Consider the following 19865-nt stretch of genomic DNA (forward strand, 5'->3'; position numbering starts at 1 on the left):
CAAACCCAGCGCCGCGCCTTCGATCTGCTCGCCCTCCAACCGACGCTGTAGTCAGGACCCGCAACCAAATGCGAGTCACATCAGCGCCTTGCTCGAAAAATGGGTAAAGTTCGGCCTAGAGGAGCAAGACCCTCACCCCAGCCCTCTCCCGCGGTGCGGGAGAGGGAGCAGGATATCGGGTTCGTGGCCCCTCGCCCGCACCGCGGGAGAGGGTGCCGAGCGATAGCGAGGCGGGTGAGGGTCGCTATCAGACCCTAAAGCCAGACGGGAACGGATTCAGCTTTTCATCGGTGCCTTCCAGGGCCTGCTTCGCGGTCTTGACCGGGCCCGGCCGGTCGACCGGATGCGGCAGCCTTCCGGCTAAGGACAGCCAGCCGCCGATCTCCTGCACACGGCGCTGATGCGTGAGCGTCCCGTCTTCGCCGTCCATCGCGCGCTCCTCGATCGCGGTTGCTGAATGCAACCCTAGGGGCAAGCTCTTAACAGGAAGTAAAACTCGGGATTTATGGCAAAGGCCGGCATCGTCGGCCGGCGGGGCAGCTGATAGCATGGCGAAATAAGACAAAAGGGAGGATGGCAATGCGACTGGCACCCCAGCTCTTCGGCGCCGTGCTCATGCTTGCCGGCGGCCTCGTCCCGGCCCAGGCCCTGGACCAGAAGACCCTCAAGGTCGTGCCCTACGCCGATCTCCGCAACATCGATCCGATTTGGACGACGGCGACCATCACCACCACGCACGCCTTCATGATCTACGACACGCTCTTGGCGATGGATGACGGCTTTCATCCGCAGCCGCAGATGCTGGAATCCTATCAGGTGAGCCCCGACGGCTTGCGCTACAGCTTGACCTTGCGGCCCGGCTTGAAATGGCATGACGGTCCCTCGGTCACCGCGCGCGATGTCGTGGCCTCGCTCCGGCGCTGGGCGCAGCGCGACGATGAAGGCCGCATCGCCTTCAGCCTCACCGCCTCGCTCGAGGCCGAAGGCGATCGCAGCATCGTCTGGCAGCTGAAGGAGCCCTACGGGCAGCTCATCGACAATCTCGCCAAGATCGGCGCCGCCGTGCCCTTCATCATGCCCGAGCGGGTGGCGAAGACCGACGGCTTCACCCAGATCACCGAGAACATCGGCTCCGGCCCCTACAAGTTCGCGAGCAAGGATTGGTCGCCCGGCCATCTCGTCGCCTATGAGCGCAACCTTGACTACGTGCCCAGGCGGGAGCCGGCCAGCATGCTGGCCGGCGGCAAGCTTGCCCGCGTCGATCGGGTCGAGTGGCGCTACATCCCCGATGCGGCGACCGCGGTGGCGGCCCTCAATGCCGGCGAAGTCGATCTCATGGAGGTGCCGCCCCTGGACCTGGTGCCGATCCTCGCCCGGAATCCGGAGGTCGTGGTCCAGGTCATCACCAAATTGGGCTCGATGATCGTGCTCCGGCCCAATCACCTGCAGCCGCCCTTCGACAAGCTCCAGGCACGCCAGGCGCTCGTCTACACCATCGACCAGAACGCCTATATGGGTGCGATGGGCTCGAACGAGGATTTCTGGAAGAACTGCACCTCGTTCTTCTATTGCGGCAGCCCCTATGAATCGCACGCGGGCGATCCGCCCTTGGGCAAGCCCGACTTGGCCAAGGCGAAGGCGCTCTTGGCGGAGGCCGGCTACAAGGGCGAGCCGGTGGTGGTGATGCATCCGACCGACCATCCGACCGCAGGGGCCGCGCTGCTGACTGCCGAGAACCTGAAGAAGGCGGGGTTCACCGTGCGCATCGAGGCGATGGATTGGGCCACACTCACCTCCAAGCGCACCTCGAAGAACGATCCGGCCAATGGCGGCTGGTCGATCTTCCATACCCGCTGGGAAGGGCTCTTGAGCAACCCCATCCAGTTCACGCCGATGAGCGGCGCCTGCGACAAGGCGTGGTTCGGCTGGTTCTGCGATCAGGAGATGGAGCGCATGCGCCTGGCGTGGTCCAGGGAGCCGGATGCGGGAAAGCAGCGCCTGCTCATCGAGGCCATGCACAAGCGCCTGGCGGAGACCGTGCCCTACGTCAATGTCGGCCAAGCCTCGGCCCCGGCCGCTTGGCGCAAGAGCCTGGACGGCGTGCTCTCAACGCCGACTTTGGTGCTGTGGAACATCGCCAAGAAGTGAAGGGCGCCATCGGCGGGTCCAGACTAGCCTCTCTGGCCGCCCCCTCGCTCGTGTTGAGGAGGGGCAATCGCCGCAGGAGACAGCGCATGCGCTCAATCGTTTTTGCACTAGCCGCCCTGCTGACGCTTGCCGCGGGATCCTTGGGTACCGCCGAGGCGAAGACGCTCCGCTTCGGCCTGGCCGAGGATCCCGACATCCTCGATCCCACCCTTGGGCGCACCTATGTCGGGCGCATGGTGTTCGCAGCGCTCTGCGACAAGCTCTTGGAGATCGATCCCGATCTCAACTTCGTGCCCCAGCTCGCCACCAGCTACGAATGGGCGCCGGAGAACCGCGCCGTCACCTTCCATCTCAGGAAGGGTGTGAGCTTCCATGACGGCACCCCCTTCAACGCCGAGGCGGTCAAGTTCAACATCGAGCGCAACCTGACCTTCCCCGGCTCCAACCGCAAAGGCGAGATCGCCGCGGTCGAGGGGGCGACCGTCATCGATGCGCTGACGGTGCGTCTCGATTTGAAGACCCCGTTCGTGCCGCTCCTGGGCGCGCTCAGCGACCGCGGCATGATGGTCTCACCGACGGCGGCCAAGGCGGCCGGACCCGAATTCGGCAATCGCCCGGTCTGCGCCGGCCCGTTCAAATTCGTCGAGCGGGTGCAGCAGGACCGCATCGTCGTCGACAAGTTCGACGGCTACTGGGACAAGGACCGGGTGCATCTGGATCGCATCGTCTTCCGGCCGATCGCCGATGCCGCGGTCAGGCTCGCCAATCTCAGGTCGGGCGACCTCGATTTCGTCGAGCGCATCCAGCCGACCGACATCCAGCAGGTCAAAAGCGATCCCAAGCTGCGCCTGGCCGAGATCACCTCCATCGGCTACCAGGGGATCACCATCAATTTGAACAATGGCGAGCGGGCGAAGAGCGCCATCGGCAGCGACCCCAAGGTGCGCGAGGCCTTCGAGCTCTCCCTCGACCGCAATGCCATTAACCAGGTGGTGTTCAACGGCGAATTCACGCCGGGCAATCAATGGGTCCCGCCGGGCAACAAGTATCACGCCGATTGGCCGATGCCGGCGCGCAATGTCGAGCGCGCCAAGGCGCTCTTGAAGGAAGCCGGCAAGCCCAACCCCGTGGTCAATCTGATGGTCCCCAACGGCACCGAGGCGCAGCAGGTGGGCCAGGTCATCCAGCAATTGGCGCGGGAGGCGGGCTTCGACGTCAGGCTCGAGGTGATGGAGTTCGCCAGCGCGCTTGCCCGCTCGTCCAAAGGCGACTTCGAAGCCTTCCTCATCGGCTGGAGCGGCGCGTCGGACGTCGACCGCAACATCTACGCCATGGTCCACTGCACCGGCTCGCTCAACGACTCGAAATACTGCAACCCCGAGGTCGACCGGCTCCTCGATCAGGAACGCATGACCGCCGATCTCAAGGGCCGGGTGGCGGCCCTGGGCAAGATCGCCCAGCTCACCACCGGCCGCGACCGGCCGCTCATCTACCTCTATCACCAGAAATGGTTCTACGGGATGAGCCAGCGCCTCTCCGGCTATGTCCCCTATCCCGACGGCGTGGCACGCGTCAGCTTCACCGATCTCAATTGAGTTAGGCGCGATTGAGATCGAGTTGAGGCAGCGGCAATGGCATCAGAAAGGCGACGGGCGCGAGGGCGAACGCGGCAAGCATCCCGTGACAAGGCCCGCGCGCATCGCGAATCGCTGCGGGCGCAGGGGCTGCGCCCAGTCCAATTTTGGGTTCTGGACACGAGGTCTCCGAAATTCGCGGCCGAGGCTCGGCGCCAGTGCCGACTGATCGCGAAGAGCCCGCACTCAGCCGCAGATCAAGCATTCGTCGATGCGATCTCACAAATCAGATTTGAATGATCCGCATCACCCGAACAGAAGCAGATAGAGAAAGCGACCGGGCACCAGCACCGCGGCGGTGCCGGCGCCGATGAGGCCGATATAAGGCCCGATCATCCAGAAGCGATGCGCCCGCTGCCTGCCCCTGCGGATGGCGTGGATTCCCATGGCGAGCGAGAAGAGGGTGAATGCGGAAAGCCCATGAGTCGGACTGAAGCCGTGGAAATTTGGGATCTTATTGGGCGAGCTCAGCCAAAACGAGCTGACGGCGACGACCACCATCAGCGCCGCCCAAGCGCGGCCACGCAACCGGTGCGGCGCGGTGCCTTTGACGCTCGCGAGCTGCCAGGCGCCGAGACCCAAAGCCGTGAGCGTGGCCGCGAGGTGGATGGTGAGAACGAAGGGGTTCACCACGGAGACACGGAGATCACGGAGACGAAATGAACCGTTCCGCGCGTAGCGCGGTAAAGCGTCTTCTCATCTCCGTGCACTCCGTGCCTCCGTGGTGAATCCTTTCGATCATCATCCTCACCCCCAAGGTTTGGCGTCGAGGGGCCAGATCGGCCGGCGCACATTCTTGTAGGGCAGCCGCCGGTAGTGGACGTCGATGCAGCCGGGAGCGGCCGCATAGACGATGCCGCGGGCAATCGGCGCGAAGCCGGCGCGGAAATGGTTCATCGATTTGACCGACACCACCTGCTTTGCCATGACGTCGATGCCGAAGCGGCTAAAGACCGCCGGCGTGAAGACCTGGCAGCGGGTGGTGTTGGCAACCAGGTCGATCTCGGTGCCCTCGATGCGGAAGGCGGCGGCGCGGCCGAGCGCGATGCTGGCGCCGCTCAGAGTGTCGCGGAGATCGTTCGTGACCCCGATCACCCTGACCTGGAGATCGATGGGATCGCCTGAAACCGGTCCGATCTTGCCGCCGAGCCGGATCGCGAGCCGACCGCCGGCCCCGAGCTGCTCGGCCGCCTCGACCACGCTCGCATCCCAGAAGCAGCCGACGGCGGCCGAGGCGATGCCGCGGGCGAGGAGCCCGCGCAGCACCGGAGTCGAGTCCGAGGGGGCACCACCGCCGGCATTGTCGGCGACATCGGCCACCACCACCGGACCGTTGTGGCTGCCCTTGCCCAAGGTGGTGTCCTTCTCCGTGCCCGCCAGCAAGGCGGCCATGCGGTCCAAGGCGGGCCCCAGCTCCAGCCAGGGCGGCTCGATCGCTTCGCGCATGGCGTAGAGCTCGCGGCCTAATTGTTCGGCAAGACGCGCGGCCTCCTCCTCGCGCCCGTCGGTCACCACCAGCACCTTGCTGCCGACCTCGCGCACATCGGCCCAGGGAAAGCCGTGGCCGACCGAGACCGACAGCACGCCGTTCCGGCCTTCCAGCGCCGAGAAGCGCTGGACGAAGCTCTGCATCGGCTCGACCGTGGTTGGATAGAGGCCGATCGTGCGGCAGTCGAACAGCGCTTGGCTGGGCCTGGTGCGGCCCTCCAGCGCATCCAGGATGATGCGAAAGAGATCGTCGGCGCGCTCGCCGATATCGGTGTGCGGGTATTCCTTGTAGATCACCATCGCGGTCGAGGCGGCCACCATCTCATCCGTCAGGTGGCAATGCAGATCGAGCTCGACGCCGATCGGCACCGTGCGCCCGACGATGGCGCGAATATGCGTCAGGAGATCGCCTTCGCAATCCTCATAGCCTTCGGCGACCATGGCGCCATGCAGGTTCAGGAGCACCACGTCGACCGGCATGGCGCGGCGCAAATCCTCCAGCACCTCGTCGCGGAAATCCTCGTAGACAATCCGTTGCGTGGCCGCCGCCGGCTGGGCGAAGGTGGCGAGGCTCTCGACCACCTGCCATCCCAATTTGCGCGCATGGTCGCGAAAGCGCACCAGCGGCAGCGCGAACAGCTCGTAGGGCTCGAGATGCCTGCCGCCGCGCACGAGATAACACTCCTCGTAGAGCTTGAGGCCGGCCGGCAGCGGCGAGAAGGTGTTGGTCTCGGTTGCGATCATGGCGGTAAAGAGGCGCATGCAAACCTCGCAAGAGTAGCGGCTCGAGCATAGCGCGGATCCGGACCCGCCAGTATGGTTGGGCGCCGGATGCGGCGGGAGACGGATTTTGCGTGCGATCACCAGGCAGCGCTGGGGCATCGTCCTCAGGTCGATCGGCCTCGGCGCGCTCGTGGGCATCGCCATGACGCGGAGCGCCGGCGGCGCGGGCGTTGGCGATGACGGGGTCGGCGCGGCGATCGGTGGCCTGATCGGCTTCGGGATCTCGAGCCTCGAAGCATTCATCCTCACCGCTCCGGCCGGCGAGGCTCTCCGCCGTCTCTCCCTCGGCGTGGCCCTCTTGGCGCGCATCGCGCTCTACACCGCCATCATCCTGCCGGTGCTGATCCTCGTGCCATTGGCCGCACCCGGTGCTACCGGCATGCGGCTGCCAATCTTGAACAGCATGGTATTCGCGCTCGCCGTCTCGGTTCTGTTCAACTTCGCCTTCACCATCCGCAGCCTCATCGGCGGCTGGACCCTGGTGGCACTCCTGACCGGGCGCTACCGCCATCCGCGCACCGAGGAGCGGGTCGTGCTGATGCTGGACATCGTCGGCTCGACCGCGATCGCCGAGCGCATCGGGCCCGAGCGTTTCCTCCTCATGCTCGACCGCTTCGTCGCGGCCGCCACCGAGCCGATCCTGGCGGCCAAGGGCGAGATCTATCGCTATGTCGGCGACGAGATCATCGTCACCTGGCCATTCGAGCGCGGCATCGCCGAGGGCCGCTCGATCGCCACCATCTTCGCCGTCGAAGCGGCGGTCCTCGCCCGCCGTGGCACCTGGGAGCGCGACTTCGGCACGCTGCCGCGGTTCAGAGCCGCCCTCCATGCCGGCCCGCTGGTCGTCGGCGAGCTGGGTGCCGTCAAGCGCGAGATCACCATGCTGGGCGACACCATGAACACGACCGCCCGCATCGAGGATGCATGCCGCGCCCTCGACCGCCCCTATCTCGCCTCGGCCGCCGTGGTCGAGCGGGCGCCCATGCCTGCCGGACTCTCGGTCGAGCCCCTTGGACCGGTACCGCTTCGCGGCAAGTCCGACGCGATCACGCTCTACGCCCTGTTGCGGACGTAGAAGGCATTCGGTACCGACGCCCCCACCCCGACCCTCCCCCACATTCGTGGGGGAGGGAGTGACGATGTCGTGCTCCCTCCCTCGCCGCAGGCGGGGGAGGGCTGGGGTGGGGGCAATCGACGGTCTGAGCGCGGTCTAAATTCCCGCACGCCTGGGCGGCGTGACCGTGGTCAGCATCAGGAAGCCGACGGCGAAGAAGACGAGGATGGTCGCCATGCCCCAGCGTTGGCTGTCGGTCCAATAGGTGACCCAGCCCAGCACCGCGGGGCCGGTGAAGGCCGTCGCCTTGCCGGAGAGCGCAAAGAGCCCGAACATCTCCGCGCGCTTCTCCTGGGGTGCCAGTGCCGCCATCAAGCTGCGGCTCGCCGCCTGGGCCGGGCCGACGAAGGTGCCGAGCAAGAGGCTCCAGGCCCAGAACCAGGCGACGCTGTGGACCAGCAGTACCCCAGCACCGCTCGCCATCAGGCCGGCGAGCGCGATCATGACCGTGGGCTTGGCGCCGATCCGATCGTCGATGAAGGCGAAGAGGGCGGCACCGAGTGCGGCAGTGACGTTGAGCGCGATGCCGAAGCGGATGACCTCGGCCAAGCTGAAGCCGAACGTGCCCGAGGCGTAGATGCCGCCGAAGGCGAAGAGCGTGGTGAGCCCGTCGATATAGAGCATGTTGGCGATGAGGAAGCGGAGCGTGTTGGGCTGGGCGCGGGCCTGGCGAAGGGTGCCGGCAAGCTCGGCTAAGCCCAGCCGCAAGGCTGCCGCCGCGGCAAGCCCGGTCCGTGGCACGTCCGGCGTCAGCAGGAAGAGCGGGACGGCGAAGAGGAGAAACCACAGCGCCACCAACGGTCCGACGATGCGAACCTGTTCGGCTGTCGCCTTGTCGAGGCCGAGGGCCGGCACGTCGGGCTGGATGAACAGGGTCAAGGCGAGGCCGAGGCAGACTATGCCGCCGACATAGCCGGTCCCCCACCCCAATCCGGAAAGCCGGCCCAGGCGCTCAGGCCTGACCAAGGTCGGCAGCAGCGCGTTGTAGAAGACATGGGCGAACTCGGTCGAGACGGTGCCCAGCACGACGAGCCCGAGCGCGAGGGGCACATAGGCCGGATCGGGCCTGACGAACCACAGCGCAAGGCTGGCAAGGGCGGCCAGCGGGATGAAGAGGCCGATCCAGGGCTTGCGGCGCCCGCCTTGATCGGCGATGGCACCCAGAGCCGGCGCCGATAGCGCCACCACGAGCCCGGCGGCGCTGGAGGCCTGGCCCCAGAGTGCCGTTCCCAAGGTCGCCTCGGCCGCCACCGCCTGGGTGAAATAGGCGCCGAAGACGAAGGTCACGATCACGGCGAAATAGCCCGCGGTGGCGCAGTCGAACAGGCACCAGGCGATGAGGGCGGAGAGGCGGGCCGTCACGGGCGAATGCAATTGATGCGCGCAATGCCCCCACCCCAGCCCTCCCCCAACAAGTTGGGGGAGGGAGCAGCAAGCGCGCGTTCTGCTCCCTCCCCCGCGAATGCGGGGGAGGGTTGGGGTGGGGGCATCGGCGTTATGCGCGCGAGCGAGGCATTGGCGAATACAGTGCGGAAACCCGTCGTTACGCGTGCACCAGATCCTGCAAGCGGCGGCTGGCGACGGCGAGCATGGCGAGATCGACGCCGGGGGCGGCCTTGATCTCCGAGAGGAGCCGGTCGGCGCGCTCCACCGCCGGCTTGTGCTGGTCGACCCAGACATCGAGGGATTTCGAGTTCTTCGAGCCGTTGCCCAGCACCTGGCGGGTCAGCGCCGTTTGGTGGCCGAAGAGATCGTCGGTCACCGCCGAGATCGCCTGGCGCGCCCAGGCGCCGGCGGCCGGCAAGGTCGATGCCGCATGCCGGAGCCAATCCAAGCCGAAGCGCTGGCCGACGGCGTAGTAGATGCGCGCCACCTCGATCACATCGCCCTCCAGGCGCACGATGTCGGGAGCGGCCGCGAGCCAATCGAGGCCGGCCACGCGCCAGGCCAGGTCCTTGACAACGCCCACGCCCGCGGCCGCCGCCGCGCGGGCTTCGAGCTCGATCCGCTCCGCCTCCGGCAGCACCTTTGCCAGCGCGTCGCCAAGGGCGGCCACCGCCGGCTGGAGCGAGCCGATCTCGCGCTCGACCGCGATGGGCGGGCTGCGGTGGCTCAACAGCCAGACCGTCACCCGCTCGACCAGCTGGTTCACCTCGCGGAAGAGCTTGAGCTGGATCTGGCTCGGCACCTTGGGGTCGAGCTCAATGAGATCTTGCCAGAGCCGGTCCAGGCCGAAAGCGCCCCGCGCCACCAGATAGGCCCTGGCGATCTCGGGCGCACCCGAGCCGGTCTTCTCCTGCATGGAGTTGACGAAGGTCGGCCCGAGCCGGTTCACCATGCTGTTGGCGATCACGGTGGCGACGATCTCGCGGCTGAGGCGGTGCCGGCCGATCTCGGCGGGGAAGCGCTCGCGCAAGGCGTGGGGGAAGTACGCCGCGAGATCGACCGCCAGCAGCTTATCATCGGGCTGATCGGAGGCGAGCAGCGTGTTGTAGAGCGACATCTTGGAATAGGCCAGCAGCACCGCCAGCTCCGGCCGCGCCAAGCCTTGGCGCTGGGCCATGAGCTCGGCGATCGCCTCTTCGCTGGGCAAGCCTTCGAGCGCGCGGTCGAGGAGCCCGCTCCGCTCGAGGGCGCGGATGAGGCGGGCCTGATCCTCGAGACCGTCCACGCCTTCGGCCTGGGTCACCGAGATCGACAGGTTCTGGCCGATATTGTCCTGCAGCACGAGGTGACCGACTTCCTCGGTCATCTCCGCCAGGAGCTTGTCGCGCTGCTTCAAGGTGAGGTCGCCGGCGGCGACCGCCTCGTTCAACAGGATCTTGATGTTGACCTCGTGGTCGGAGCAGTCGACGCCGGCGGAATTGTCGATGGCATCGGTGTTGAGCCGGCCGCCGGTACGCCCGTATTGGATGCGCGCCTGCTGGGTCATGCCGAGATTGGCGCCCTCGCCGATGATCGTGGCCTTGACCTCGTCGGCATTGACCCGGACCGCGTCATTGGCGCGGTCGCCCACTTCGACGTGGCGCTCGGCGCTCGCCTTGATGAAGGTGCCGATGCCGCCGAACCAGATGAGGTCGACCTGGCGGCGCAAGAGAACCTGCACCACCTCGTTCGGCGTCGCCTGCTCGCGCTCGAGGCCGAGCAAGGTCTTCGTCTCCGCCGAGAGCTTGATCGACTTCGCCTTCCGCTCGAACACGCCGCCGCCCTTGGAGATGAGGCTCGCGTCATAGTCGGACCAGGTCGAGCGCGGCAGGTTGAAGAGGCGCTGGCGCTCGGCGAGGCTCTTGGCCGGATCCGGATCGGGATCGAGGAAGATGTGCTGGTGGTTGAAGGCGCCCACCAGCTTCATCTTGTCCGAGCGCAGCATGCCGTTGCCGAACACGTCGCCCGCCATGTCGCCGATGCCGATGGCGATGAAGGGCTGGTTGGCGATGTCGATTCCGGCCTCGCGCGCATGGCGCTTGACGCTCTCCCAGGCGCCGCGCGCGGTGATCGCCATCTTCTTGTGGTCGTAGCCGGCCGAGCCGCCCGAGGCGAAGCCGTCCCCGAGCCAGAAGCCGTATTCCAAGGAGACGCCGTTGGCGATGTCGGAGAAGGTGGCCGTGCCCTTGTCGGCGGCGACCACGAGGTAGGGATCGTCCTCGTCGTGGCGCACCACGTCGGCGGGCGGCTTCACCTTGCCGGCGACGAAATTGTCGGTGATGTCGAGCATGCCGCGCATCATCGTCTGATAGCAGCGCACCACCTCGGCCATGACCGCATCGCGGCCGCCTTCGGTGGCCGGACGCTTGACGAAGAAGCCGCCCTTGGAGCCGACCGGCACGATGACGGCGTTCTTCACCATCTGCGCCTTCATCAGGCCCAGCACCTCGGTGCGGAAATCCTCGCGCCGGTCGGACCAGCGGATGCCGCCGCGGGCGACCTTGCCGCCCCGGAGATGCACCGCCTCCACCCGTGGCGAGTAGACCCAGATCTCGACCAAGGGCCTGGGCAGCGGCAGCTCCTCCACCTTGTGGCTGTCGAGCTTGAAGGAGACGTAGGCCTTGGGTCCGCCGCCGGCGGCCGATTGGTAGTAGTTGGTGCGCAAGGTCGAGCGGATGAGATTGACGAAGCGCCGGAGGATGCGGTCCTGGTCGAGATTGGTCACCGCGTCCAGCGCATGCTCGATCTCGACGGTCAAGCCGGCGACCTCGGAAACGGCGTCCTTGCGCGCCTCGATGTCGAAGCGCGCTTCGAACAGCTTGACCAGGAGCTGGGCGATGCCCGGATTCTCGGTGAGCGCGTCCTCGATATAGGGCTGGCTGAAGGTGAAGCCGGTCTGCTTCAGATATTTGGCATAGGCGCGCAGCACCACGACCTCACGCCAGGCGAGACCGGCGCCCAGCACCAGCCGGTTGAAGCGGTCGTCCTCGATCTCGCCGGACCACACCCGCTCGAAGGTGTCGTGAAAGCGCTGGCGCACCTTGGCGATGTCGACCTCGCCGGCGCCCCGCTGCCGCATGGCGAAGTCGTGGATCCACACATGCTTGTCGGTACCGCCGGGCTTGACCTCGAACGGCACCTCGCTGATCACCTTGAGCCCCATGTTCTCCAACATCGGAAGCACGTCGGAGAGCGGCACCGGGTCGCCCAGATTGAAGATCTTGAAGCGCAGCTCGCCGGGTTCCGCCTCGAGCGGGCTGTAGAGGTTCATGGCGAGCCGGCCGGTCTTCAAGACCTCATCGACGTGCTCGAGGTCGGGCAGCACCGACTGGCCGGGGAAGCGCTCGACATAGGCGGCCGGGAAGGCGTCGCAGAACCGGTGGAACAGCTCGAGCCCGCGCTCCTCGCCCTTGGCCTCGAGCAGGGCCTGCCTCAGCCGGTCGCGCCAGGAGCGCGCCGCTTCCACCAGCCGCTGCTCGACCGATTTGATGTCGATTTCGGGGATGGCGCCCGGCGTCGTCTTGACGATCACATGCAGGCGGGCCAGCACCGATTCGGTCAGCTGGGTGTAGAAACTGGTGACCGTGCCGTTGAACACCTGCTCGAGGATGGCCTGGAATTTGAGCCTGAGGTCGGTGTTGTAGGAGTCCCGCGGCACGAACACGAGGCAGGAGACGAAGCGCTGGAAGTCGTCCTTGCGCACGAACAAGGCGATGCGCTGGCGCTCCTGCAGATTGAGGATGCCGACGCTGATCTCGTAGAGATCGTCGAGCCCCATCTGCAGGAGCTCGTCGCGCGGCAGGCTTTCGAGGATGGTGATGAGGTTCTTGCCGCTGTGGCTGTTGGGGGCGAAGCCGGAGCGCGCGATGGTCTCGTTGATCTTGCGCCTGAGGAGCGGGATGTCGCGGGGACTCTGGTTGTAGGCGACCGAGGTAAAGAGGCCGACGACCTGGGTCTGGCCGACGACGTTGCCGTCCTTGTCGAATTTCTTGACCGCGATCGAGTCGAGCGGCACCGAGCGATGCACGGTCGCCAGCCGATTGCCCTTGGCGATGACCAGCATCGCCGGCTTCTCCATGAGCCGGCGCAGCTCGTCGGGCAAGGTGCCGCGGTTCCGGAGGCCTTCGAAGACGTGGTAGGCGGAATCGCGCAGGATGCCGAGGCCGGACTCGGCCACCACCGCCATCTTCGCCTTGTCGCCCTTGCCCTCATAGAGATGCTCGCGGGCGCCCAAGAAGGTGAAGTGATCGGCTTCGAGCCAGCGCAGGAACTCGATCCCCTCCTTCACCTCTTCCGCCGGCAAGGGCGGCGGCGAGGCCTCGACCGCCTTGATCACGTCCACCACGCGCCCCCGCATCTGGCGCCAATCCTCGACCGCGGCGCGCACATCCTTGAGCACGCCCACGATCGAGGCCTGGATGCGGGCGAGCACGTCGGGCGAGGTGCGCTCATCGACGCGCACCTGAATCACCGATTCCTTGCGGGCATCGTCGGCCTGCTTGGTCGGCGGCAGCAGCTCGAGGAGATGCCCCTTGGCGTCGCGCCTGGCGGCGATCACCGGATGGATCACCAGATGCACGTTCAGATCCTGGCGATTCAATTCGCCGGTGACCGAGTCGACGAGGAACGGCATGTCGTCGTTGACGACCTCGATGACCGTGTGGGTCGAGTGCCAGCCCACCTCCTCGAAGCGCGGATTGTAGACGCGGACCTTGGCTTCGCCCTTTTGATGGGTTTCGGCAAAGCGCCAGAGCGCGATGGCGGCACCGAAGAGCTCGAGCGGGTCGGCGCCGAGCACGTCGTCGGGCGGCACATTCTGATAGAAGCGCCGGATGAAGGCTTCGCCTTCCTGGCTCTTCGCCGCGGGCAGACGCTCGCGGGCAAGCCCGGCGACCTGATCGATAAGCGCGGCCTTGAGATCCTCGGGTTTCTGGCGCGTGGCCATCGGCGTTCTCCCCCAACCGCAACGGGTCGGTTACCCCGCCCTTGTCGCGTGCGACTCCCTTAACCTAGCCCATTGCCGGGCAAGGGACAAAGCCGCCGGCATTAGTGGCGAATTGCGTCAACCGTTGCCCCCACCCGTCGGGGACGGCCGCGCCGGATCCTCCCGGCGCGGCGTTGGGGACGGGAGGACCCGTCCGCAACCGTCCCGACCCTCCCCCAAGCAAGTTGGGGGAGGGAGTCGGAGGCGCACGTTCTAACTCCCTCCCCCAGCTCCGCTGGGGGAGGGCTGGGGTGGGGGCAATCCGCTCAGCCCGCCTTGTGGATGCTGTCGACCCAAGCCACCGCTTCGGGCGGCTCGGCCGCGGCAATGTCGAGGTTGACCACCACCGGCTCCTGGCCGGAGCGCACCAGCACGCATTCGAGCGCTTCGTCTGCGAGCGCGTTGATCTCCTGGTGGGGCACATAGGGGGGCACATAGATGAAGTCCCCCGGGCCGGCCTCGGCCATGAATTCCAGCCGCTCGCCCCAGCGCATGCGGGCGCGGCCCTTGACCACGTAGATGACGCTTTCGAGGTCGCCATGGTGGTGGGCGCCGGTCTTGGCGTTGGGATGGATGGTGACCGTGCCGGCCCACAGCTTCTCCGCCCCGGCGCGGGCCCGGGTGATGGCGGCGGCGCGATTCATCCCCGGGGTCTGGGCGGTGTTGGTGTCGAGCTGGTCGCCGGGAATGACTTTCACACCTTCCTCGCGCCAGTTCGGTGCATGGTCATGAGCCATCGCTTACCCCCGTTCAGCGTAGGATTCGTTGCAGGATGATCGCGCCGATGATGAAGGCGGCGATGCCCACCGAAAGCGCCAGCCCGAAGGCAAAGACGATGAGCGCCAGGCCGAGCGCCACGGCGCCGATGATGGCGGCGCCGATCATGAAGGCCAGGCGCTGCCAGAGGCTGGGCTCCAGCGGCGGGCGGCCCCGGTCGTCCCGGAGCGGCGGCAGGATTTCTTGCTGTGGCATCGGTGTGGATGATCTCCTCGGGGCCGCCTCGGAGCCGGACGCGGCAAAGCCCAGGATATGGGGATCCGGGCGGCCCAGGGAAATGCCCAGGGAGGGTATGGGAGGGGATGATCCTCACCCCCAGGGAGGGGAATGCCAGGGGGGAAAAGCCGGTCCGGGGAGGCAGTTCAGTAATAATTAACTAAAATGCTCTTAGAATCCGCTCCAGGAGGACGCCATGACCCTGGAAGAGGACGATGTCATCGCTGAGCGGCGCCAGAGCCGGGGGCGTGCGGGCCGCCTGATCGCGGCGGCACTGGTCCTTTCTGCATTTTCTGGATAGTTACCGTTAATTCACTACGAATTTGTTGCAATTTTCACTGATAGGGGTACACAGAGGCCTCGCATGGTAGACTCCGCGACCCAGGGGGGAGGGGATGCGCGTCGCCACCGGACTCTCTTTTTGCGCCTCAACCGCACGCATCGGCGTTGCCGCGCCATGTCCGACGTCCCGGTAAAGCCGCTGGCGCCGCCGCCGGCGGACGATCGGCTGCCGCTGTGGGACATCGCCCGGCGCTGGGCCGGGGGCGACGAGGTCAGGGCAAAGCAGCTCTATGCGCGGCTCTGGGTCGGCTATTGGCGGGGCGAGTTCCTGGCCGAAGCCTTCCAATTCTGGGTTCGCGCCGCCCCCGACAAGGGCACCTTCGTCGCCATGCCGCCGACCGGACCGGGGGGCCTGTTTGGCCTCGCCGACGGCGAGGAGTCCCTTGGCCGGTTCGTTTCCGGCGTGGCCGAGCCGGGGTCCGCCGGCATCGTCGCCCTCGTCCATTGGAAGAAGGACGATTACGACCGCATCCGCTCGCGCCTGCTCCGGGTCTATATCGACGGCGCCCATATCACCCGGGCGGGGTTCCGCGCCTGGTGCGAGCGCACCGGCACGACGCCGCCGGATTTCTGGCCGGACGGGAGCGTCCTCCGGGATTTGCTGCAGGCCTGCCGGGTCTGGCTTGCCACCCGCAAATCGCTGCGCGGGGACGAGTCCCGCAAGATTCTGCAGGAGGCCGCCCAGAAGGAGCTGCCGGGCCTGAGCGACATGGATTTCCGTCAGGCCTTCCGCGATGTCTATGGCCGGAAGCCGCCGGAAACCGACCGGAACGCCACCCCCGCGATCGACTAAGGGCGCCTCGCCGGTCGCCCGCGGACATCGGGTGGCCCCATCTCTACACCGTTGATCCACAATCAATATTAGGCAGATATATCGGAATGATATATACTGTTAACGTTTATTGACAGATATTCGAATCGTTATATCAGTACCTATTTTGTTCTGTGGATAACTGAAATGATTTGGGGATACATTTTCTCTCGGCGCTTTGGTTTTCCTGCACCACTATTGCTAATACAAAGGCTTAGAAAGTCCGGTCAGAGTAATAAAATTTCGACCCCTATCGCTTGCCGCGCTGGGTCATCCGCCAATAAACGGAGCAGCCGCCATGCCAGCGACCGTCACCTGCGCCGTCGTCGACGGCATCGCCACCGTCACCCTCAACCGGCCCGAGCGCCTTAATGCGATCAACCCGAGACTGCTCGAGGATCTGCTGGCGGCGCTGACGGCGTGCGGCGCGGACAAGGCGACCAAGGCGATCATCTTGACCGGCGCCGGCCGCGCCTTTTGCGCCGGTGACGATCTGAAGGAGTTCGGCGAACAGTCCCGCGACGAGAAGACCGTCCGCGCCTATGTCGAGCAGATCCAAGACGTGACCCGTGCCTTTCTCGGCGGCGGCAAGATGGTGATCGGCGCCATCTGGTGCCCGACGGCGAGGTCATGGCCACCGCGATGGCCACCGCACGGCGAATCGCCGCCTTGCCGCAAGGCGCAGTCGCCGATCTGCGCCAGGTCCTGCTCCATGCCCAAGACAGCGATCTGGCAGCGACCTTGGCGCTGGAGACGGCGGCCACGGTCCGTGGCTTCCTCGATCCCGAAAGCGCCGAACGGGCGCGGGCGGCGATCGCGGGCGGGCGGCGGTAACGATTGCCCCCACCCTGACCCTCCCCCGCCGATGACAGCGAGGGAGGGGACAAGAGCGCCTCTCGTGCTCCCTCCCCCGCGGATGCCCGGGGAGGGTTGGGGAGGGGGGGCGCCGCACCCCCTCCCGAAGTCCACCCCCCGGAGGGTCAGGGTGGGGGCATCGTGCCGCCCGTCTAACTCCCCGGCCCCTTGAGGTTGTATTCCCCCGGCGGCTCGGCGCCGACCAGATGGCGGAGGAAGAAGTCCATCTTGCGGCGGATGAAATAGGGGTGCGAGGAGACGCCGGGGTGGTTGGCGTTGGGCAGCACCACCAGCTCGAAATCCTTATTCGCCTTGATGAGAGCGTCGGCGAGCTGGAGGGTGAGCGCCCCGTGGACGTTGTCGTCCATGTCGCCATAGGCGAGCATCAGCTTGCCTTGCAGCCTTTCGGCCAGCCTGAGGTTCACCTGGCTGTCGTAGTTCGAGGTGCCGTCGGGCCGGCGCACCACGGGCCCGATGTATTTCTCGCCCCAGACGAAGGAGTAGCCCTGCTGGTCGTGGTTGCCCGAGGAGGCGACCGCCACCTTGTAGAAATCCGGATGCGCCAGCATGGCTCTGACCGAAGCGAAGCCGCCGCCGGAATGCCCGGTGATGCCGACCCGCTCCAGGTCCATATAGGGCCGCCGCTTCGCCAGCGCCTGCAAGCCGGCGATGTGGTCGCCGAGATTGCCGGGATCGTGCTGGGTTTGGTAGGCGACGTCGTGGAATTCCTTGGAGCGATAGGGCGTGCCGCGTCCGTCGATCGCCACCACGACGATGCCGAGCTCGGCGAACACCTGCGGCATGCAGTATTGCGTGAGCTCGTCGGCGGCGAAGGAACGCTTTGGCGTCTGCGTGCGCTGCGGCCCGGGATAGATCAGGTCGAGGACGGGATAGCGGCGGGCCGGATCGAAATGGCTCGGCAGCCAGATGGCACCATAGAGGTCGGTCACGCCGTCGGCGGCCTTGACGGTAAAGGGCTCGGGCCAACGCCAGCCCTGGCCCAAGGCCTCGCCCACATCGGCCGTCTCCAGGGTTGCGACCAGGGTGCCGTCGGCTCGGCTGAGGCTGGTGACCGACGGCACATCGATGCGGGACGCCGTGGCAACGAAGAACCGGCCGCTGGGTGCCACGCCGGTCGGCTGCGGCAGCACCTTGTCCGGCGTGAAGTCGCGGGGTGCCACCGGTGCTTGCTGGAAGACCGTGTGGTCGGCGTCGTCTGGGGTGAGACACTCGAGGCGGGAGCCGTCGAGGGAGGCGCGATAGACCTTCCGCCAATAGGGATCGATGCCTCGGTCGCGACCGCCGGCGGTGAAATAGATCTCTCGCTGCGCCGGATCGACATGCAGGACCGAGCGCACCAGAAATGACCCTTCAGTGATGCGGTTCTTGAGCTCCCCGGTCCGGCCATCATGCAGATAGAGATGGCCCCAGCCATCCTTCTGGGAAAACCAAATCACCTCGGCGCCGCCGCCGATGACCCGCACATTCGGCCGTCCGCCGGGACCGTGGCGAAGCTCGACGAAGGTCTCCGCCCTTTCCTCGATGACCGTGCGCACGCCGCCGCCGGCGGCATCGAGGGCGAGCAGGCGCACGGACTTCTCGGCCCGGGCGAAATCGAGGATGTAGACGGTGGCGCCGTCACCCCACCAGACATGGCCGCGTTCGATGCTGCTGCCTTGTCCGGCAAGCTGCGGCGCGGTCAGCGCCTCGACGATCCGGCCGCTCGCGACCTCGATCACCAGATGCTGGAGGAGGGGCACATGGGCCTCGCCGGGCATCGCGATCCGCTGGATGTGCAAGACCGGCCGCGCCGATCCCGACGGCACCGATTGCAAGAGATGCAGCGTCGCCACCGCGCGCTCATCCAAGCGGTGGGTGACGAGGTGGCGCGAATCCGGCGACCACAGGACCGCCGGCGGCAAGGCGATGCCGGCGAGACGGTGGGAAATGGCCGAGAGATTGGAATCCGGCGACTTGGCGTAGGCGTAGGCCTCGATGCCGTCCTGGGTCAGCCGCCGCTCGGCGCCGCTCGCCACCTTGCGGAGCCAGAGATTGTGCTCGCGGGCAAACGCCACCCACACGCCGTCGGGCGAGGCACTCTCGCTGGGGCTCGCCGGCGGCGGCCGCACCTTCCGGCAGGTCGCGGTTTTGGCGTCGAAGAACCAGCGTCCGCCCAGCGCGGCAAAGCCGATGCCCGCATTCTCGGGCTCGATGAAATCGAAGGGCAGCCGCATCGGCCGCACCGACTGACCAGTCGCCTCAGCCAGGCTTTTCGCCAAGGCCGCATGGTCGAAGGCCGGACCACGCTCGCCGCTCGCAGCCTCGACCAAAACAAATTCATGCCCGTCCACGCGTTCGCGGCGATACCAGAAGCGGTCGCTGTCGCCGATCCAGTAGGGCCGGATCTCGGCGTTCCGCACGCGCTTCTTCATGTTCCACGGCAGGAACGCTTCGGCGCGGGCGTAGTCCGCTGCCGTCAGGCGCGGTGGCAGGCTTGCTTGCTGATCCATGAGGGGGCTCTCTCGTCGCTCAGCTCTTCACCGCGCTCGCATAGGTGAAGCGGTTGCGGTGAACTTGATGTCCACAGGAGAGCTTAGCCCGGAGCAAGCCGCCGTCACCATGGGGCCGTCGCCATGGCGTCGCCGCCCGCATGGACGCAGAGCCGGTCGCCGGCGTAACGTTTTCCCCGCGCACCCTTTTTCATCGGCTGTCGAGGACGTGCCATGGCGAAGCCAAGCAAGCCTGCCCAGCCCGGGGCCAAGCGCCGCTCCGCCGGCTCCGGCACCAGCCAGGATCTGAGCGAGTTCGAGTTCGGTTTGATCGTCACCGGCAATGGCTTCATGCGCTGGGTCGAGCGCTGCATGGCGGCGGCCGGCGAGAACGGGCTCAACTACCAGGACGCGCTGGTGCTGCATGCGGTGAACCACCGCGCCCGCGGCAAGCGGCTGTCGGAAATCTGCATGGTGATGAATCTGGAAGATCCGCACATCGTCGCGTACGCCTTGAAGAAGCTGGTCGCCCGCGGCCTGGTGCAGATCCAGCGCCAGGGCCGCGAGAAGCACTACGCCAGCACGCGCCCGGGCGATGCGCTCTGCCAGCGCTATCGCCGCGTGCGCGAGCTGCATCTGGTGAAGAGCCTGGCGTGGATCGGCGGCGGCCACAACGCCATCCTCGATGCCGCGAGCTTCTTGCGCGCCATGTCGGCGCTCTACGAGCAAGCCGCGCGGCTTGCCACCGTCGCCAACGCCCCGGTGCCCGCCGCGCCGGAGTGAGGTGCTCTCACTCGCC

15 protein-coding genes are annotated in these 19865 nt (G+C 66.7%); 7 read left to right on the forward strand and 8 right to left on the reverse strand.

All coding sequences use genetic code 11. The features are described from left to right. Nucleotides 1-247 precede the first annotated feature (247 nt). Complete coding sequence (locus HY058_12850) at nucleotides 248-430, reverse strand: hypothetical protein (protein ID MBI3498187.1); 183 nt, start codon at nucleotides 428-430, stop codon at nucleotides 248-250. Nucleotides 431-579: 149 nt separating this feature from the next. Between HY058_12850 and HY058_12855 the strand changes: the two genes are divergently transcribed. The 3 genes from HY058_12855 (at nucleotide 580) to HY058_12865 (ending at nucleotide 4022) form a co-directional block, all read left to right on the forward strand. Next, on the forward strand, nucleotides 580-2148 hold the full coding sequence (locus tag HY058_12855) for an ABC transporter substrate-binding protein (GenBank protein MBI3498188.1): 1569 nt from the start codon (nucleotides 580-582) through the stop codon (nucleotides 2146-2148). 86 nt (nucleotides 2149-2234) lie between these two features. Beyond that, complete coding sequence (locus HY058_12860) at nucleotides 2235-3743, forward strand: ABC transporter substrate-binding protein (GenBank protein ID MBI3498189.1); 1509 nt, start codon at nucleotides 2235-2237, stop codon at nucleotides 3741-3743. 36 nt (nucleotides 3744-3779) lie between these two features. Further along, on the forward strand, nucleotides 3780-4022 hold the full coding sequence (locus HY058_12865) for an antitoxin MazE family protein (protein MBI3498190.1): 243 nt from the start codon (nucleotides 3780-3782) through the stop codon (nucleotides 4020-4022). 6 nt (nucleotides 4023-4028) lie between these two features. Here HY058_12865 and HY058_12870 read toward each other — a convergent pair whose 3' ends face one another. Then, nucleotides 4029-4415, reverse strand: a complete 387-nt coding sequence (locus HY058_12870) for a DUF2306 domain-containing protein (GenBank protein MBI3498191.1) — start codon at nucleotides 4413-4415, stop codon at nucleotides 4029-4031. A 114-nt stretch (nucleotides 4416-4529) separates the two neighbouring features. Continuing rightward, a complete protein-coding gene (locus tag HY058_12875) occupies nucleotides 4530-6032 on the reverse strand; it encodes a M81 family metallopeptidase (protein ID MBI3498192.1) in 1503 nt (500 codons plus the stop codon). Between the two features lie 88 nt (nucleotides 6033-6120). Here HY058_12875 and HY058_12880 point away from each other — a divergent pair, with 88 nt between their 5' ends. Beyond that, complete coding sequence (locus HY058_12880) at nucleotides 6121-7128, forward strand: adenylate/guanylate cyclase domain-containing protein (GenBank protein MBI3498193.1); 1008 nt, start codon at nucleotides 6121-6123, stop codon at nucleotides 7126-7128. A gap of 135 nt (nucleotides 7129-7263) precedes the next feature. Here HY058_12880 and HY058_12885 read toward each other — a convergent pair whose 3' ends face one another. From HY058_12885 to HY058_12900, 4 genes are all read right to left on the reverse strand, one after another. Continuing rightward, a complete protein-coding gene (locus tag HY058_12885) occupies nucleotides 7264-8529 on the reverse strand; it encodes an MFS transporter (protein MBI3498194.1) in 1266 nt (421 codons plus the stop codon). 181 nt (nucleotides 8530-8710) lie between these two features. Further along, complete coding sequence (locus HY058_12890; protein ID MBI3498195.1) at nucleotides 8711-13537, reverse strand: NAD-glutamate dehydrogenase; 4827 nt, start codon at nucleotides 13535-13537, stop codon at nucleotides 8711-8713. Between the two features lie 305 nt (nucleotides 13538-13842). Further along, complete coding sequence (locus tag HY058_12895) at nucleotides 13843-14313, reverse strand: cupin domain-containing protein (GenBank protein MBI3498196.1); 471 nt, start codon at nucleotides 14311-14313, stop codon at nucleotides 13843-13845. A 13-nt stretch (nucleotides 14314-14326) separates the two neighbouring features. After that, nucleotides 14327-14548, reverse strand: coding sequence for a hypothetical protein (locus HY058_12900; GenBank protein MBI3498197.1), 222 nt, complete (start codon nucleotides 14546-14548; stop codon nucleotides 14327-14329). A gap of 478 nt (nucleotides 14549-15026) precedes the next feature. Here HY058_12900 and HY058_12905 point away from each other — a divergent pair, with 478 nt between their 5' ends. Both HY058_12905 and HY058_12910 read left to right on the forward strand, forming a co-directional pair. Beyond that, on the forward strand, nucleotides 15027-15704 hold the full coding sequence (locus tag HY058_12905) for a hypothetical protein (GenBank protein MBI3498198.1): 678 nt from the start codon (nucleotides 15027-15029) through the stop codon (nucleotides 15702-15704). A gap of 316 nt (nucleotides 15705-16020) precedes the next feature. Further along, the gene (locus HY058_12910) at nucleotides 16021-16749 is read left to right on the forward strand and encodes an enoyl-CoA hydratase/isomerase family protein (GenBank protein MBI3498199.1); all 729 of its coding nucleotides are present in this window, start codon (nucleotides 16021-16023) and stop codon (nucleotides 16747-16749) included. On the opposite strand, the gene HY058_12915 is transcribed toward HY058_12910, so the two are convergent. After that, nucleotides 16730-19087 carry a DPP IV N-terminal domain-containing protein gene (locus HY058_12915; GenBank protein MBI3498200.1) on the reverse strand — a complete coding sequence of 786 codons (2358 nt, stop codon included), beginning with the start codon at nucleotides 19085-19087 and terminating at the stop codon, nucleotides 16730-16732. The genes HY058_12910 and HY058_12915 overlap by 20 nt on opposite strands. A gap of 213 nt (nucleotides 19088-19300) precedes the next feature. Between HY058_12915 and HY058_12920 the strand changes: the two genes are divergently transcribed. Beyond that, nucleotides 19301-19849 (forward strand): winged helix DNA-binding protein, encoded by a 549-nt coding sequence (locus HY058_12920; GenBank protein MBI3498201.1) that lies wholly within the window; start codon nucleotides 19301-19303, stop codon nucleotides 19847-19849. The last annotated feature ends 16 nt before the right edge of the window (nucleotides 19850-19865 follow it).

This window comes from Pseudomonadota bacterium, assembly GCA_016195085.1.
Taxonomy (GTDB): Bacteria; Pseudomonadota; Alphaproteobacteria; order SHVZ01; family SHVZ01; genus JACQAG01.